Origin of the sequence: Allokutzneria oryzae, assembly GCF_042429765.1 — a bacterium.
Taxonomy (GTDB): Bacteria; Actinomycetota; Actinomycetes; order Mycobacteriales; family Pseudonocardiaceae; genus Allokutzneria; species Allokutzneria oryzae.
In genome coordinates, this window is sequence record NZ_JBHLZU010000014.1 from 46,314 (window position 1) to 64,518 (window position 18,205).

8 protein-coding genes are annotated in these 18,205 nt (G+C 69.1%); all 8 read left to right on the top strand.

Going from position 1 to position 18,205, the window contains the following annotated elements:
• Nucleotides 1–37 precede the first annotated feature (37 nt).
• The 8 genes from ACFFQA_RS16595 (at nt 38) to ACFFQA_RS16630 (ending at nt 18,121) form a co-directional block, all read left to right on the top strand.
• Nucleotides 38–628 (top strand): hypothetical protein, encoded by a 591-nt coding sequence (locus tag ACFFQA_RS16595; protein WP_377852857.1) that lies wholly within the window; start codon nt 38–40, stop codon nt 626–628.
• Nucleotides 629–707: 79 nt separating this feature from the next.
• A complete protein-coding gene (locus ACFFQA_RS16600) occupies nt 708–8,066 on the top strand; it encodes an SDR family NAD(P)-dependent oxidoreductase (protein WP_377852858.1) in 7,359 nt (2,452 codons plus the stop codon).
• Nucleotides 8,063–10,249: a hypothetical protein gene (locus ACFFQA_RS16605; protein ID WP_377852859.1), complete on the top strand. Its 2,187-nt coding sequence runs from the start codon at nt 8,063–8,065 to the stop codon at nt 10,247–10,249. The genes ACFFQA_RS16600 and ACFFQA_RS16605 overlap by 4 nt, the downstream gene beginning before the upstream one ends.
• Entirely contained in the window at nt 10,230–11,924 is a 1,695-nt protein-coding gene (locus ACFFQA_RS16610; RefSeq protein WP_377852860.1) for an amino acid adenylation domain-containing protein, read from the top strand. The genes ACFFQA_RS16605 and ACFFQA_RS16610 overlap by 20 nt, the downstream gene beginning before the upstream one ends.
• A gap of 1,296 nt (nt 11,925–13,220) precedes the next feature.
• Entirely contained in the window at nt 13,221–13,904 is a 684-nt protein-coding gene (locus ACFFQA_RS16615) for a hypothetical protein (protein WP_377852861.1), read from the top strand.
• 10 nt (nt 13,905–13,914) lie between these two features.
• Nucleotides 13,915–15,519 carry an amino acid adenylation domain-containing protein gene (locus ACFFQA_RS16620; RefSeq protein WP_377852862.1) on the top strand — a complete coding sequence of 535 codons (1,605 nt, stop codon included), beginning with the start codon at nt 13,915–13,917 and terminating at the stop codon, nt 15,517–15,519.
• Nucleotides 15,516–16,859 carry an ATP-grasp domain-containing protein gene (locus ACFFQA_RS16625; protein WP_377852863.1) on the top strand — a complete coding sequence of 448 codons (1,344 nt, stop codon included), beginning with the start codon at nt 15,516–15,518 and terminating at the stop codon, nt 16,857–16,859. Before ACFFQA_RS16620 ends, ACFFQA_RS16625 begins: the two co-directional genes overlap by 4 nt.
• On the top strand, nt 16,856–18,121 hold the full coding sequence (locus ACFFQA_RS16630; protein WP_377852864.1) for an aminotransferase class I/II-fold pyridoxal phosphate-dependent enzyme: 1,266 nt from the start codon (nt 16,856–16,858) through the stop codon (nt 18,119–18,121). Before ACFFQA_RS16625 ends, ACFFQA_RS16630 begins: the two co-directional genes overlap by 4 nt.
• Nucleotides 18,122–18,205 lie beyond the last annotated feature (84 nt).

Genomic DNA, 18,205 nt, shown 5'->3' on the forward strand with positions numbered 1-18,205 from the left:
TTTCTCGTTCACGAATTCGGTTGCGGGAGGCAATGCCATGAGGCGCTGGCGTCGGGTCGGAATTCACGCCGCGATGTACGTCGTGCTGGCCGCCGCGCTGGGCTTCGCGGCGACCGACCTCGGAGCCGCGCCCCGCGCGGAGGCGGTGGGCGAGCCGATCCCCACCTCCTGCCGGGCGGACGTCACCATCGGCCAGCCCAAGGACGAACAGCCGGACCCGGACCCGGGCGTCGACGGCCTGGTCCGGGACAAGGTCAAGACCGTCAGCTACCAGGCGTCGGCGGTCCTGCACCACTGCGAGGGCGATCCGGCGGTGACCGGGGGCAGGACCAGTGGCGTCGCGGTCATGACCGGGACCTGCCGCGGCGCCGACGGGTACGGGCCGGCCTCGGTCACCTGGAGCAACGGCGAGACGAGCTCCGGTCAGGTCACGATCACCATCCGGTTCACCGGGATCGGCGGGCCGGAGATCCGGGAGAACTTCACCGGGGTCAGCGGCCGCTACGCCGGCGCGAGCGGGCACGGGTTCGGCATCGGCGACCCGACCTCCTACGCGGCCTGCCTGGCGGCCGACAAGCCGGTGACCGGCGGAACGGGAACCGGCTGGGCCCGGCTCGGCCGGGGCTGAGCTCGCTGCGCGCATCGTCGTCGAGCTGATTGGACGAGCACCGTCCAATCAGCTTTTTCTTATGCCACAAAGGATTGCCATGCCCTCGTACGATCCAGCCACCCCGATCGCGATCGTCGGCGCCTCCTGCCGGTTGCCGGGCCGCATCGCCGGTCTCGACGCCCTGTGGACGGCGTTGTCCTCCGGGGCGGACGCGGTCACCTCGGTCCCGTCGGACCGCTTCGACGCGCGCCGGTTCCTCCAGCCCGAGCCGGCCCGGCCGGGCAAGACCTACACCGTGGCAGGCGGATTCCTGGACGGCGTCACCGGTTTCGACGCCGACTACTTCGGGATCACGCCGAGGGAGGCCAGCCGGATGGACCCCCAGCAGCGCCTGCTGCTGGAGCTCGCGGTCGAGGCCGTCGACGACGCGGGGATCGACCCGGGCAGGCTGGCCGGTTCCGACGCGGCCGTGTTCGTCGGGGTCTCCAGCGCCGACTACGCCGGGCTGCAGCAGCAGAGGGCCGACACCAGCGACATCTTCTCCATGAGCGGTGTCGCCCTGACCAACACGGCCAACCGCATCTCCTACTGGCTCGACCTGCGCGGCCCGAGCATCGCCGTGGACACCGCCTGTTCCTCCGCGCTGGTGGCCCTGCACCAGGCGTGCCAGCAACTGCGGACGGGAGAGAGCGCGATGGCGCTCGTGGGCGGGATCAACGTCCTGCTCTGCCCCAGCGGGTTCGTCGGCTTCTCCGCCGGGCAGATGCTCTCCCCCACCGGCCACTGCCACGCGTTCTCCGCCAACGCCGACGGGTTCGTCCGTGCCGAGGGCGGTGGTGTCGTGCTGCTGAAACCGCTCCAGGCCGCCCTCGACGACGGCGACCGGGTGCACGCGGTCCTGCTCGGAACCGGGACCAACGTGGACGGTCACACCGCCGCTCTCGCGCTGCCCAGCGCCGAGGCCCAGGAAGCCTTGCTGCGACGGGTCGTCTCCTCCTCCGGCGCCGCACCGGAGGAGTTCGTTTACTTCGAGGCGCACGGGACCGGCACACCCGTGGGCGACCCGCTCGAATGCCGGGCGATCGGGGGCGCGCTGGGCCAGCGGCGCACCGAGGGACGGCCCCTGCCGATCGGCTCGGTCAAGTCCAACATCGGCCACCTCGAACCCGCCTCCGGGATGGCCGGTCTGCTCAAGGCGATCCTCGTGCTCCGGCACCGCGCGATCCCGCCCTCGCTGCACGCGCAACCGCTCAACCCGGACATCGACTTCACCGGCCTCGGGCTCGAACCGGTCACCAGCCTGCGCGAGATCGACCCCGGCGAGCGCGCGCTGGTCGGGGTCAACTCCTTCGGCTTCGGCGGCGCCAACGCCACCGCCGTGCTCACCGGGCCACCCGAGCCGCCCCGGGAACCGAAGGCGGACACCGCCGACGGCCTGCTGCCCCTGGTGGTCTCGGCGCGGTCGCGGGCCGCGCTGGTCGAGTCCGCGCAGCGCTTCGCCGACCGGCTGGAGACCGCTCAGCCCGCGGAGTTCTACGACATCTGCCACACGGCGAGCATGCGGCGTGGCCGGCATCCCCACCGGCTCGTCGTGCTGGGCCGCGACCCGGCCGAGGCCGCCGACCGGCTGCTGGGTGCCGCCGCCGACTCCGCCGTGCCCGGAGCCGGTACGGCGCGGGCGGTCCGGCACGGCCGGGTCGCGTTCGTCTTCTCCGGCAACGGGTCCCAGTGGGCGGGGATGGGGGCCGACCTGCTCGACAGCGAACCGGCCTTCGCCAACGCGGTCAAGGCGGTCGACGCCGAGATCACCCGGCGCACCGGCTGGTCGGTGGTCGAGGAGCTGACCGCGACCGCCGAGCGCTCCCGGCTGGACCGCACGGAGTTCGCCCAGCCCGCCCTGTTCGCCGTCCAGGTCGGGCTGGTGGAACTGCTGCGGGAGCACGGGATCGAACCCGGCGCGGTGCTCGGGCACAGCGTCGGCGAGGTCGCGGCGGCCTATGTGGCCGGCGCCTTCGACCTGTCCGAAGCGGTCGAGCTGATCGTGGAGCGGGCCCGCGTCCAGGAGGTGACCGCCGGTCAGGGGCGGATGGCGGCCGTCGGGCTCGCCGAGGCCGACGCGCGGGCGGAGCTGACCCGCCACGGGGACGCGCTGGAGCTTGCCGCCGTCAACAGCGGCACCGATGTCACGGTCTCCGGTGATCCCGATGCCTTGGCCGCACTGGAGGAGGAGCTTGCCACCCGGGGCGTGTTCTGCCGTCGGCTCGACCTGAACTACGCCTTCCACAGCCATGTCATGGATCAGGTCGAACCGGAGCTGCGGCGCCGCTTGGCAGCGCTGAACCCGCGTCCGACGCGGATACCGATGATCTCCACGGTCACCGGAGGGGCTGTGGACGGCACCGCCCTGGACGCCGACTACTGGTGGCGCAACGTCCGGCACCCTGTGGCCTTCGCCCCGGCTGTGCGCACCGCGATCGACGACGGGTTCGACGTCCTGGTCGAGATCGGGCCGCACCCCGTGCTCAGCACCTACCTGCGCCGTCTGTCCACACAGGACGAAGAGGTCGCCGTCGTGCCGGTGATGCGCCGCCAGGGCGACGGACCGGGAGAGGTCGCGACGGCCGTCGCGACGCTGGTCGCTGCCGGTGGCGACGTGGACTGGGCGAGGTACTTCCCCCGGCCGGGCGCGGTCGTGGACCTGCCCGCCTACCCGTGGCAGCGTCAGGAACACTGGAACGGCGACCCGAACTGGTGGGCCGCGCCGCTGGACCACCCGCTGCTCGGCAGCCGCCTGTCCACGATCGCCCCGACCTGGGAGGGGCCGGTCGACCTCGCGCTCGTGCCGTGGCTGGCCGAGCACCGCATCGCCGACACGGTCGTGATGCCTGCCGCCGGCTACGTCGAGATGGCCCTGGCGGCGGGGCGGCTGGCGCTGGAGACCGCGGTGGAGCTGGACGCGCTGCACATTCCCCAGCCCCTCGTTGTCCCCGAGGAGCTCGACGCGCCACCGCGGCGGGCGCAGGTCTCACTGTCCGATGAGGACGGAATCCTCCGCGTGGCCAGCCGGGGCGGTTCGGAGACGACCTGGCAGCTGCACGCGCGCGGGCGCGTCCGGCCGATGCTGGGCCAGGCGCCCGAGCCGCTGGACCTCGACGCGCTGCGGGCACGGCTGACGGGGCGGCTGGACGCGCACGAGTACTACCGGCGCGTTGTCGCGGCCGGTCTCGAACACGGGCCGGTCTTCCAGGTCTTGGACGAGGGGTGGCTCGGACCGGGCGAGGTGCTCGCGCGCTACGGTGCCCGTCTGCGGCAGACCGGGTACGAGCTCGACCCGGTCCTGTTGGACGGCGCCCTCCAGGTAGCCGGATCGCTTGCCGCGGAAGGAGGAGACGAGACCCCGCACCTGCCGGTGTCGATCGGGCGGGTGCGGCGGTGGCGGCCCATGCCCGAGCGCGGCTTCCTCCACGCTCGCCTGACCGGCCGTTCGCCGGTGGAGATCAAGGCCGACGTGCTTGTCCTGGATGAGCACGGGGAGGTCGCCGCGCGGCTGGACGAGGTCCGGCTGCACCGCTTCCGGCCCGACGGTGGCGATCCGGTCGAACGTCTCGTCACGGTGTCCCGTGCGGCCGACCACCTCGACGAGCCCGCGGCACCGAGTCCCCTGCCCGGCTCGTTCGACCCGGCGACGGAAACCGGCGAGTTGCTGAACCTGCTGCGGCGGGATGCCCAGGACACCGGAAACGAACGGTATCTTCTGCGGGGCAAGGAACTCATCGCGCACTTCGCTGCCACCGCCTTGGCCGAGCTGTGCGGCGAAGGTGAGCTGATCACGATCGACCGCCTGCTCGAAGCGGGCATGGCGGCCAAGTACCGCGGCCTGGCCCGCTCGTTGATGGGCCTGGCCGAACGGCACCGTCTGCTGGAGAGCGGGCGGATGGTCCGGCCTGCCGCACCCGCCCCGCTGTTCCAGGCACTGATGCGCGACTTCCCGTACCGCACAGGGGAAACAGTGCTGATCGCGCAGGGCGGCGATCACCTGGCCGACGTGCTCCGCGAGCAGCGGAGTCCGGTGGAGCTGTTCTTCGGCAACCCCGGAATGGAGTCCGTGGAACACTTCTTCGACCAGGCCCCGGGTTGCCTCGTGCAGAACCGGCTCGCCGCGGCAGCCGTGCGGGCCGTCGTCGCCGCGTGGCCCGCCGATCGCCCCCTGCGCGTCCTGGAGGTCGGCGCGGGCACGGGCGGCACCACCGCCGCGGTGCTTCCGGAACTGCCCGCCGACCGCGCCCAGTACGTGTTCACCGACGTCTCGGAGACCTTCCTCAGCCGCGCGGAATCCCGTTTCGCCGACTACGGATTCGTCTCCTACCGCCGCTTCGACCTGGAGCAGGACCCGCACGAGCAGGACTTCGCCGAGGCGGCCTTCGACCTGGTCCTCGCCTCGAACGTCATCCACGCGACCCGCGACGTCCGGGCCACGCTGCACCGGCTGGGCGGCCTGATCAGCGACGGCGGTCACCTGCTCGCGACCGAGCTGCACGATCCCGACCAGACGGCAGTGAACTTCGCGCTGTTCGACGGGTGGTGGGCGTTCACCGACACCGACCTCCGTCAGGACGGCCCGCTGCTGCCGTTCGCACGGTGGCGGGAGTTGTTGGCCGACACCGGGTTCACCGACATCGCGGGGCTCGGCCTCGCCGAGGAGTCCGAGGACAACGATCACTCGACGATCCTGGCCCGCCGGGTCCGGCGAGCTGTCCCACCGGCCGTCGCGAGCCTGCCGCCGGGGTCGCCGACCACCTGGGTCATCGCCCACGAGCACGCCGAGGACGCGGATTTCGCGACCACACTGGCGGATCTGCTCACCGCAGCCGGGAACTCCACCGCCACCGTGGTTGCGGCCGGGTCGGACTGGCCGCCCACCGCGGGGGAGCTCGGGCTGGTCCTGATCACCGGTGCGGGCGCCGACGGCGATCCGGCGGCCGCGACCGAGCTGACGCTGCGCCGCGCCGAGGTGCTGCGGCGGCTCGCCACCGACCCGGCCGCGGCAGGCTCGTTCTGGCTCGTCACGGGAAGCACCCACGCTGTGCCGGGTGCCCGGCCCGAAGCCTCCACAGTGGACGCCGCAGTCTGGGGTGTGGCGCGGTCACTGGCCAACGAGGTGCCGGAGCTGGCCGTTCGCCGGATCAGCCTCGACCGGGGAGACGATCCGGCCGCGGACGCGCGTCGGCTCGCGCGGGAACTGCTCGCCCCCGGCACCGAGGACGAGGTCGTGCTCTCCCCCGGTGGCCGGTTCCTGCCGAGGACGCTGCGCTGCGCTCCCCCGGTCGTGCGGGATCTCCCGTGCACGCTCGACCTGCGGGACCAGGGCTTCGCCTACCGTCTGGCGTGGGTGCAGGCGCAGCCGGTCGAACCCGGTCCGGGCGAGGTCGTGATCTCGGTTCGGGCCGCTGGCCTGAACTACCGGGATGTGTTGTGGGCCAACGGAGTTCTGCCCACAGAGGCGATGGAGGGCGGTGGTTTCGGCTGTGGCCTCGGGCTGGAGTGCGCGGGCGTGGTCACGGCCATCGGCCCCGGAGTGTCCGGAGTCGCCGTCGGCCAGCGGGTGAGCGCGACGGCACGCCAGTCCTTCGCATCCCACGTGCTCGCGCGCGCCAGCCGGTGCGTCCCGATCCCGGCGGGGACCTCCTTCGCGGAGGCGGCGACCATGCCCGTCGCGTTCGTCACCGTCTCCTACGCGCTCAACGTCGTCGCCAGGCTCCTGCCTGGGGAGACGGTGCTGGTGCACGGCGGCGCGGGCGGGGTCGGCCTGGCCGCGATCCAGTACGCCCACGCCGTCGGGGCGCGGGTCATCGCCACCGCGGGCACCCCGGCCAAGCGCGACTTCCTCCGGTTGCTCGGCGTCGACCACGTCCTGGACTCCCGTGGCCTGGAGTTCGCCGAGCAGGTCATGGACCTCACCGAGGGACGGGGGGTCAACGTCGTCCTCAACTCGCTGTCCGGCGAGGCCATGAGCCGGAGCCTGGAGGTCCTCGCCCCCGGCGGCCGGTTCATCGAGCTCGGCAAGCGGGACCTCTACGAGAACAAGCCGGTGCTGCTGCGCCCGTTCCGCAACAACCTGGCACTGTGCGGAGTGGACGTCGACCAGCTCGACACCGAGTTCCCCGAGCTGGCCGACCACGCGTTCGCCGCGGTGGCGGAGAAGATCCAGAGCGGCGAGTACCGCCCGCTGCCGCACCGGTGCTTCCCGGCCCGGCGGGTCGGCGAGGCGTTCCACCTCCTCCAGCACTCCCGCCACATCGGCAAGGTCGTGGTCACCTTCGACGAGCCGGTCCCGGTCGAGTCCCGCCCGCGCGGCCTGGCCCTCGATCCGGACGCGACGTATCTGGTCACCGGCGGGCTCGGGGGCTTCGGCGCGGCCACGGCGCTGTGGCTGGCCGATCGAGGAGCGCGCCACCTCGCGCTGGTCAGCCGCCGGGGCGCCGAGGCCCCGGAGGCACGGGAAACGCTGGCGGCGCTGGCCGAACGCGGCGCGAGCGCCACCGCGCACTCCGCTGACGTGACCGACCCGGCGGCGATGCGGGCCGTGCTCGACGCCGTCAGCGACATGGGCCACCCCCTGCGCGGGGTGGTGCACGCGGCGATGGTCCTCGACGACGCGCCGCTGCGGGAGCTGACCCCGGAGCGCTTCAGAGCCGCGGTGGAGCCGAAAATGCGCGGCGCTCTGGTCCTGGACGAGCTCACCCGGGGCAGCGACCTGGAGTTCTTCCTCGCGTTCTCCTCCGCCACGGCGCTGCTCGGCAACGTCCACCAGGCCAACTACGTGGCGGGCAACCTGTTCCTGGAGGCTCTGGCCCGTCGCCGGCGCTGCCTCGGGCTGCCCGCGCTGGCCGTGTCCTGGGGCGTGATCGGCGACGTCGGCTACGTCGCCCGCAGCGAGCGGACGGCGCGGTCCACTGCCATCTTCGGTGCCCGGCCGATCAGCCCGGCCGAGGCGTTCACCGTGCTCGACGAGGCCCTCGGCCAGGACGGTGACGTGGTCACGGCGGGCCGGTTCAGCTGGGACCGGCTCCGCGACCTGCTCCCGACGCTGGACGTCCCCCGGCTCGCGGCGGTGCTGCCGCCGAAGCGCAGCCCGAAGGGATACGGCAGCCTCCGGCGCACGCTGGTGACCCTCGGCCACGAGGAGGCGCGCCTGCTGGTGGAGGACGCGATCGCGGAGCTGATCGCCGGGGTGCTGCGGACCACGCCGGACCAGATCGACCGGCACCGCAAGCTGGACCAGCTCGGGATGGACTCGCTGATGGGCGCCGAACTGTTCGCGCGGATCCGGTCCGAGCTCGGCTGCGAGGTCCCGGTGATGCAGGTGCTCGCGGCGGCGGGGATCTCCGACCTCGCGGGCCGGGTGGTGACCCGGCTCAAGCTCGCAGCGGCGCAGGACGAGGCGGGGGCGCCGTGAGCCTCGGGCTGGACCTGGTCGGGATCGGGGTCAGCCTCGGCCAGAGCGAGGACACCGATCGCTGGGAGGCGGCCATCCACGCGGGGGAGGCGATCACACCCGGCCCGGCCGCCGACCGCCTCGGTGCGGCCGTGGCACAAGCTCGCGCGGACGCCGCTCTCCCCCAGGGAGAGCAGGCGTTGGCGCGGGTGACCGTCGAAGCCGGCACGAGCGAGGCGCTGCTGGCCGCGGGTGCCCTGTTGTCCGACCGTCGGGTCGAGGCGGTCCTGGTCGTGGCCTCCGATCGGGTCTGGGGTGCGGTGGCCCTGGTCATCGCGCGGCACGAGCCGGATACCCGCCGCTGGCCCCAGGTCTACGCGACGGTCGAAGCCGTGGCACGCCAGCACGACGAGGCTCTCGCGGCGGCGGGGACCGATCCCGCCATGATCGACTACGTCGAGGTCGGGCCGTCCGAGTCCCTCGACGGCCTTGCCCGGACTTGGTCTGAGGCGACGGTCGGCGCGCGGCACACGGCCCTCGGCACGTCTGGCCTGCCCCCGGCAACGGTCAGCTCGCTGGCGGCTGTCGCCAAGGCCGCGCTCTGCCTGCACCATCTCTACCTCCCGGCTGCCCCGCAGGCCGAGCCGTCCCTGCCCGAGGGGTCCGGGTTCTACCGGCCCACGGACAGCAGGCCCTGGGTGCGCACCTCTCGGCGCCGCGTGCGGCGGGTCTGCGTCGTGGCGCTCGGCGTGGTCGTGCTGGCGGCCGCGACCACACGAGGAGACCTGGTCTCCGTCGACTGGCGGCGGGTCAGCCGCACCCGGCTGCTGGCACTCGGCGGCAGCGACCACGAAGGCCTGCTGCGGGAGCTGGCCTCGGCCCGGGCGGCGTTGCTGGCCGGGACCGCCCTCGACGTGGTCTGCGACCAGGCGCGGCGCACCCTGCCTGCGGCGAGCCGCAGGGTGGTCCTGCTCGCGGGCGACTCCGCAGGGATGGTCGGGGAACTGGACTCCTGCCTGCGGGATCTCCCCTCGGCCGAGCGGGAGGGCCGGGAATGGCGCAGTCCTGCGGGCAGTTGCGCGGCGACCCGCCCACTCGGCGCCGACGGCAAGATCGCCCTGGTCTATCCCGGCCTGTTCAGCGTCTACCTCGGACTCGGCGCCGACCTGACCCGGTGCTTCCCCGGCCTGGCGCACTGGGGGGAACGCAGCGCCGGACTGCCACCCGACACGCTGGCGGCGCGCGTGGTCCACCCCCGGACCCCGATCGCCGATGCGGACGGCCGGATGCGCGCGGCCGCCGAGCTGGTCGCCGACCCGGCCACGGTGCTCACCGCCGGGCTGGTGTTCGCGACCGGCCAGACCGAGGTGCTCCGCCGCTTCCTCGGCCTTCGCGTGGACGGTGCTTTCGGGTACTGCCTGGGGGAAATCGCGGTGCGGATCGCCGTCGGCTGCTGGCGGCTGACCGAGCAGGAGGACATCGTCAGCCACCTGACGACGATGTGCCCGCAGACGCTCGTGGACGCCAAACGCATTGTGCGCCGAGCATGGGCAGCTCCGGCGACCACGCCGGACGAGAACCTCTGGTCGATGCGGCTGCTGTTCGCCGACGCGGAGGAGGTCCGGGGTGCGCTCGACGACTACGACCGAGTGTTCCTCACCCACGTCAACGCTCCGGGAGAAGTCGTGATCGCTGGCGACCCCGCGCAGTGCGAGGCCCTGGTCGCCCGGCTCGGCGGCACCGCGCTGCGGATCGGCCACAGTGCCGTCGTGCACTGCCCCCTGGTCGAACGGGAGCGCCTGGCCACCGAGCTGCGTCGCCCGACCTCACCGCCGCGCGAGCCGATCGAGGTGCTCAGCACCTACCGGTACCGGCCGACCGAGGAGACCGATCCGCGGCGGGTCGCCGCGCAGGTCGCCGACACGTTGGCCAAGACCGTCGACTTCCCGCGGCTGGTCCGCGCCGCCTACGACCGCGGCTACCGGTACTTCGTGGAGGTCGGCCCCGGCGACACGTGCACGCGGTGGATCACGAAGATTCTCGGCGGCCGCGAGCACGTGGCCGTCTCGGCCGACCGGGCCGACGAACCCGTCCACCTGACCGTCGCCACACTCGCCGCACGGCTGATCAGTCACGGCGCCCCGGTCGACTCGGCTATTTTCACTGCCGCACAAGGAGATGGGCGTGCCCTGGTCCTCCGGTGACGTGACGCCGCTCGTGGTCACCGACCCCGGGCACGCCGTAGACCTCGCGCTGACCAGACGCGTCGAACTCGACAGGACCGGCTCGGTCACCGAGCACCTGATCGGGCAAGCGCGCCGACAGCCCGACAGACCAGCCGTGGAAGACCGGCGAGGGACCACCACCTATCTGGGGCTGCTCCAGGACGCGACCCGGATCGTCGACTGCCTGGCCGCCGAAGGTGTCCGCCCGGGTGACGTCGTCGCGGTCGTCGGCCCCCGGAACGGGGACACGATCGCGATCCTGCTTGCTCTGGAGGGGCTCGGAGCCGTGTACCTTCCCCTCGATCCGAGCTGGCCGCGGCGGCGATGCCTGGACATCCTCGACGACAGTCGCGCCTCGGCACTGGTGCGCCACGCGCCGGGATCACCGGAGGCAGAGGCGGCCGCGGCCACTGCGGGTATCCCGGTGCTCGATCCGCGAAGCCGTTGGGGCGCCAAGAGAACCAGTGTCGGGACGTCCCGTGCGGTGCCCGACGCGGAGCCCCGCTACCTCCTCTACACCTCCGGCACCACCGGTGAGCCGAAGGGCGCCGTGGTCGAACAACGCGGCATGCTCAACCATCTGTGGGCGAAGGTACTCGACCTCGGCCTCACCGGCGAGGACCGCATCGCGTTCACCGCGCCACTGGTGTTCGGCATCTCGATCTGGCAGATGCTCGCGGGCTTGCTCGTCGGCGCTACCGTCGTCGTGATCGATGAGGCCGACACGCTGTTCCCGACTCGGCTGCGCACCGCGTTGGCCCGCTCGTCGGTGTCTGTGGTCGAGCTTGTCCCGGCGATGCTGGACTGGTTGGTCGAGTGCTTGCGCGCCGTTGCGGAGAACGACCGGCTTCCGGCGCTGCGCTGGCTGATCTCCACCGGGGAGGAGCTGCTCCCGGCCGTGGCGCGCCGGGCCGCCGACGTGGTACCGCACGCTCGGCTGCTCAACGCCTACGGGCTCACCGAGTGCTCCGACGATGTGGCCCACCACGAGGTGCGCGGCCAAGACCTGGACGCCGTCCGGCTGCCGATCGGGACGCCGGTTGCGAACGCGGCTCTGTACGTGCTCACCGATGACGGTGGCTCGTGGCGGGCCGCGCGGCAGGGGGAAGCGGGCGAGCTGTTCGTCGGTGGTGTCGGCGTCGGTGCCGGCTACACCGATGCCGCTACAACCCGAAGGGCCTTCCACGCCGATCCGTTCGACCCGTTCTCACCGACAGGCAGGGTGTACCGGACCGGAGACCTCGCGGTGGTGCGGGACGGCCTGCTGTACTACCTGGGCCGCGCCGACCGCCAGATCAAACTCGCGGGCCACCGCGTCGAACTCGACGAGGTCGAGGCGATCCTCACCCGGCACGAGGCGATCGTCGGCTGCGCTGTCGCGCCGACGAGCGATCGGAGCGGACTGCACGCCCACTACGTGGCGCGCGGGCAAGTCACCGACGTCGAACTCCGCCAGTTCCTCCGCACCGTGCTGTCACCGATCATGATTCCAAAGCAGTGGACCAGACTGCCTCAGCTTCCGTTGAACGCCAACGGAAAGGTCGACCGCCGCGCCTTGGCGCTCGACAACGCGGTGTCGAGCGGGAATGGGGGAGGTTGCGAAGTCGTTGGGAAACAAAGTCTTTCGATTGCCAGCGGCGACGTGGACCCATAGAAGCTCGATCACCAGACGGAGCTACAGTCTGCCGCATGGACACGCATCCTGTGCGTGGATGCGACGAATACGTGTTCGAGTCCCCCTCGGACACCAGCACTAACCCTACTCAGTGGGGCGGATGGTCACATCAACCGTCCGCCTTTCTGCGTTGTAGGCCGCTTTCAGCTTGATCAAGGCGATCGGCGCCAGCTTCGCCGACGGAGATCAAGCACCTGGTCGGGCACGTCAAGGTCGACGTGTTTCCCCGGCACAACGAACGTACCGGGCTCAGCGCGGTTGACCACCTCATCGCCGTGCTGCCACTACCGACCCGCGAAGTCGCATAACTCGATCGCCTACTTCGGCAGAGCTGTGGCAAGACACCATCGACGGTCGCGACGTCGCTCCCCGCCAGCAGGGAAGGGACGATTCGGCCTTGGTGTGCAAGCACAACAGGTCCGGTCACCGGACGCGACCTGACCCGTGCAGGTGACTGAGAGACCGGGCCTACGGCCGGTGCGATTAAGAGCACGCGACGTCTTCGCCTGGGTCTTGATCTTGTCGGGCTTGCGGCGCTCGATCTTCTCCAGGGTGTTCACCTCATTCCGGTCTCGTCGAGGTATCACCGAGCGGCCGAGAGCGCGGGACAACTCGCCGCTCGGGAACTCCGCGGACCCGGTGCCGCGCCTGGGCCACCAGGCACGCGCCCACAGCGACTGGAGGCCGAGGTTCATGCCAACGACGTCCATCAGGATGACGCTGTAGCAGCGGACCGCGGTGTGCTCCGTATGGCAGAGGTCTCGGCAGGGGTCGGCGGTGCCGCCTCGGCGGAGCAACCGCGCCTCCAGGTAGCCGCAGGCAGGCCGGTCCGTCGGCGCACAGGTTCACGGTGCCGGGCAGCGGGAACACCGCGGTCATCCACACAACGCTCACAACCGCAGGTGCCACAAAGGATTGCACCTGCGTGCCGAGACTGATCCTCGTGGGACCACCGAGCGCCCTGGCGAGGCCGAGGTGCCTGACCAACCGAGAGAACGCCCGCAGTTCGACGCCAGGAAAGATCTTCGCTTTCACCATTCGGAAATCATCGAAAGATGAAGTTAGGTAATCGTTTCATCATCTTCCGGCCCCCACCTGCTCAAAGCAATCCCGCAATCGACGCATCTCCTGAGGAAGAGTTGAGCTTCCTAAGGAACACTTGAGAAAAGGTGCAATGCCACTCTTGACACCAAGAGTTATTTCGCATGTAGGGTGGCCATCTATTCGAGCGGGACCTCGGTCTCGGGTATCACTCGCTCTGGAGGTTGTCTGCTAATGGATTTCGGAGTCTCCACTGTCCTCCCGCCCGAGGAGACCGAGAATGGCTACATCAGCGACCAGTACTTCTGCCGAATGTTGTCCGCTCCGGCGTTGACGTTGTCCGCCCAGTACCAGACGGAAGAGAACGAGGCGCTCGAACGAACACTCAGGGTCAACACCGCGATCCGTGACAAGAACTTGGTCGCCATTGGTGGTGGCGAGCTCTGGGGATTGCGGTACGCACTGCAGTACGCCAAGCGGTATGTGTGCGTCGAGCCGCTGGCGGATCTGCACATCAATGACTCGGTTCGCTACCTCGTCGAGCGCAGTCCCGATGTCTCAGTCGTCCCCAAACGGTTCGAGGACGTCCGCAAGAGCGACCTTCCGGAAGGCAACTCGGTCTTCTTCTTCGTCTTCAACATCATGGCCTACCTGGACTCTCCGGTGTCACAGATCAACCGCCTGATCTCGCCGGGGGACGTCCTCTTCATCTCCACCTGGGGCGACAACCCGCGGGCACGCACGATCCGCTCGGAGTACCTTCAGTACCTCAACCGGGCCGAAGGCGCCTCCATCGACCCGGACGGGAGTTTCGGCCGCTACCAGCTGGACCGCTTTCCGTGCACTGACATCAAGCACTTTCTCCGGAGTGAGCGAATCAAAGGCGTCGCTACGGACTTACTCATCGTGTACACCTGAGGGCGGTAGCATGGGAAACCTCTTGCACAGTGACTTCATCGCGACAGCGGCACGGCATCCGGCCAAGGTGGCCGTCGTCGAGGAAAGCGGAACCGCCATCACCTACGGCGACCTTGACGCGCTGAGCAACCAGTACGCCGCCTGGCTGGCCGGGAAAAAGTCCGACGTTCGCTTTCGGCCGTATGTCGGCATCCTGTCGCCGGTCAACATCAACAGTATTGCCGCCTGCCTGGGAATCCTGAAGATCGGCGGGGCTTATGTGCCCCTCGACGAGCATTCGCCGGACAGCAGGCTCGCCGAGATCGTCGGGCGCACGGAACTCGACGTTCTGATCGTCGACGCGGCGCACCGTGAATCGCACCGCGAGCTGTTGCGGCACCCCGCGCTCAAAGCGGTCCTCGTTCTCGGGGACGACCTGGGCGACCTGGCCCCGAACGAGAGCGATCTGGCGGATGTCACGAGGTGTTCCGCGACGGTATCGGTCACCGATGACGGCCTGATCGACGATCTCGCTTACGTGCTGCACAGCTCCGGGTCGACCGGTGTGCCCAAGGGAATCATGCTCACCCATCGCAATGCGAACACCTTCGTCTCGTGGATGCAGAAGGAGTTCCAACTCACGCCGGATGACGTCGTGATGTCTCGGGCACCGTTCAAGTTCGACCTCTCGGTGTTCGATGTCTTCAACACGTTCAAGGCCGGCGCCACGCTGGTGTGCTACGACTGGAACCGACGCAGAAAGGGCGATGCCAAGCATCGCGACTACGTCCAGCTGATGGTCAGGCACGACGCCACCGTCCTGTACACCACTCCCTCGACGTTCATCGCCCTGCTGAACAGGGGCGAGCTGGCGGAAGCGAAGCCACCGCTCCGCCAGGTGATGTACGCCGGCGAGCCGTTCCCCACGCCTCAGCTGAGGAGGCTCCGGGACGCGTTGCCCGGTACCAGGATCGCCAACATCTACGGGCCGACCGAGACGAACATCATCACCTGCCACTGGGTCGACTCCATTCCTGATGACGACTCCCCGATCCCGCTCGGACGTGTCGTCGACGACACCGAGATCCTGGTGGTGAACGACGCCGGCGACCGGACATGTGCGCCGAACGAGGTCGGTGAGCTGTGGTGCCGGGGTGGCACGGTCACCCTGGGCTACCTGGGCCTGGACGACAAGACCGCCGAGTGCCTCGTGCGCAGTCCTTTCCACAGCTATCCGGCTTACTTCTGGCGAACCGGGGACTACGGCTTCTACGACCAGGACGGCGTGCTGCACTATCGCGGCCGAAAAGACTCCATGGTCAAGGTCAAGGGTTTCCGGATCGAACTGGGCGAGATCGAGACAGCGCTTGCGAAGCATCCTTCGCTCGACGAGTTCGCGGTTGTGGCGGTGGCCGACGAGAGTTATTCCAACCGGTTGTACTGCCACTACTCCGTGCGCGGCGACAGTTCGCTGGAACCAGCGGAACTCAGGGACTTTCTCGCGACCTTGCTGCCTGCGTACATGATCCCTTACGACTGCATGCCGCACGATGCGCTTCCCAAGACTTCCTCCGGAAAGATCGATCGTCTTCTACTCCGTGACACGAGCGGCCGCCACGAGGTGCAACTCACGTGAACAGTTCATTCAAGGCCGCTGCCCAGGTAGGACCCATCGCGCCGATGCCGGGGCGAACGACGCTGTACGCACTGGACGCGGAAGAGTCCTCCGTGACCGAGCCTGAGGAGAAGTTCAGCGACCGAACGGTTCGAATCGACGGCGAATACACTCGATCCAACAGCGCCTACGCCATCTCCGTCCTGCCTGCGACGGAGAAGGACGACATCTTCATCCTGGACGAGGCCTATCGTTCTCAGACGTGGCTGATCGACTGGCTGCGCAAGGTGTACCGGGTACTGGGGATCGAGTTCGCCGAGCGCATCCACTTCGCCACTCCGAAGAACTTCGCCGCCACCTCGGTGCCACTCCTGGAGCAGGACTCCGCCGTGGCAGCCGTCTCCACCATCTGCTATTCATACAATCTCTGCAAGACTTTTCCCGTTGAGCAGCACACGCGGACCAGCGGGTATCTCAACGCGAAGACGTCGTTTCCGGATCTAGCGAAGAAGTACTCGTTCGACATTCCCAAGAGCGTCGTCACCGCCGTTCGCCACCTACGAGCGGTCGCGGTCTCCGAGTTCGGCTTTCCCACCGTGCCGGTATACGTGAAGATGGACGGCCTGGGCGGCGGTTACAACGTCGCGCGAGTGGTCAACGACCGCGATCTCGACCTCGTGCTCGACAGCTACGCCGCCGATCAGCACTGCGTGATTCAGGAAGCCGTGGACAGCTCGTACTTCGAGACCATCCATCTGTACACGCTCGCGGACTCGGGGATCGAGTACCAGGGATCGCGCGTGAAGATCACCACCGACGGACAGTGGTACGGAAACATCTTCCTTCCGGAGCTGCGCCTCACCGAACGCCAGCGCCGCACCGCCGACGCCGCCGCGTACGCGGCCTGGCATGGGGGCTACCGGGCACGAGAGCCCCTGCTGATCGGCCTCGACGGCTTCATGAACGGCGACGAGCTGCTGATCACGGAGTTCAATGCCCGCTGGCTGGGAAGCAGCCCCGCCGAGTACATCATGAAGCGGCTGGGGATCTACAACAAGGTTGCCGCCCTGTCGGTGTTCGACTACGTCGCCGAGGGCGAGGTACAGCTCTTCATGGACTGGGTGGAGAAGAACCTCTACCGGTCGGGCGAACAGCCGGCACGGGACTTCATGCTGTTACCGATGGGCATCGGTGGCTACCCGGAAGAGAATTCCTCCAGGCTGGTGAACTTCATCATCTTCGGCGACGCGCATGCCTGCGAAAAGGATGTGCGCAAAACTTTCTCAGACGATTCTTTCACCCTGTTGAACAACTCGGTCAGCACCCTTGACGATGTACTAGCGAAGGGCCTTCCGCAATGAGCGCGGTCAGGAACGGCAACATTCAGGACGAAATTATCTCGCTGGGCGATCAGAATCAGCGCGACCCGCTCTTCGAGGTGCTCGCGAAGAGTTGCCAGTACAACGTGCGCATCGCCTCGGTCGACAAGCGCAGCCTGATCGACGTCCACGGCAACAAGCTCATCGACTTCGCCTCGTGCAACTACCTCAGCTTCGACCAGGAACAGGACGCTCTGCTGCCCGCCGCAAACGCCGCAGCGCGCGAGTACGGCGTGCACACCAGCCGGGCCCGCCTGATGGGCTACCACGAGCTCTTCTCACAACTTGAGCGCAGGCTGGCCGACTTTCTTGGCGTCGAGGACTCGATCCTCTTCCCCAACACGACGCTGGCGCACATCGGGATCATCCCGGCCTTGATGGCGCGGGGCGACATGATCTTCCTGGACAAGTCGGCGCACGCCACGATGTACCAGGGCGCACAAATGGCGCGCGACAAGGGCGCCGGGCTCGTGAGCTTCCGCCAGGGCGACATGCGGACTCTCGAACGCCAGCTCACCGAGCACGCCGACGCACGGCGGAAGATGATCTGCGTGGACGGCGTGTACAGCATGACCGGCGACTACGCCGTGATCAACGAGCTCATTCCGCTCGCCCGGAAGCACAACGCCCTGCTGTACATCGACGACGCGCACGGATTCGGCTTCGTCGGCGAGAACCCGACGGAGTCCATGCCGTACGGCTTCGGCGGAAACGGCATCGTCAAGCACTTCGGCGGCGACTACGACAACGTCATGTACGTCGCCGGAACCGCGAAGAACCTCGGCGCCGCCGCCGCGGTCGTCAGCGTCAGCGCCAAGATGAAGGAATACCTGCTGGCTTACGCGCGACCGCTGGACTACACGCACCCCTCGACCCCGTTCTGCTTGGGAATCCTCGACTCGGCGCTCGATCTGCAGCAGCGCACCGGTGACGCGCGGCGCAAGAAGGTCTACGAGCTGACGCGCACCCTGGTGGACACCTTGAAGGACGAGGGATTCAGCGTCGTCAACGACACCTACTTCCCCATCGTCTCGGTGCTGGCGGGTGAGACGAACCGGCTGATCGAGGCGTCCCGGACGATGTACGAAGACGGGATCTTCCTGACGGCCTGCCCGTATCCCACCATGCCGAAGGGGCAGGAGGCGCTGCGCATCACCATCACGTCCAACCACGAGATGGATCAGATCGAAGTGCTGCTCGGCTCACTGCGGAAGGTGCAGGGACTCCTGAGGTCCGCGGACTGAGCACCGCGGACGTACCCAGGTCATGCGGGCAGGAATCCTGTGGACGCCTGCCCGCATGCCTGCACATCGGGTGTTCAAGGGGCG

Coding starts and splice junctions, on each gene's coding strand:
- ACFFQA_RS16600 (WP_377852858.1), top strand. CDS start 708: ATGCCCTCGTACGATCCAGCCACCCCGATCGCGATCGTCGGCGCCTCC.
- ACFFQA_RS16595 (WP_377852857.1), top strand. CDS start 38: ATGAGGCGCTGGCGTCGGGTCGGAATTCACGCCGCGATGTACGTCGTG.
- ACFFQA_RS16630 (WP_377852864.1), top strand. CDS start 16,856: ATGAGCGCGGTCAGGAACGGCAACATTCAGGACGAAATTATCTCGCTG.
- ACFFQA_RS16615 (WP_377852861.1), top strand. CDS start 13,221: ATGGATTTCGGAGTCTCCACTGTCCTCCCGCCCGAGGAGACCGAGAAT.
- ACFFQA_RS16620 (WP_377852862.1), top strand. CDS start 13,915: ATGGGAAACCTCTTGCACAGTGACTTCATCGCGACAGCGGCACGGCAT.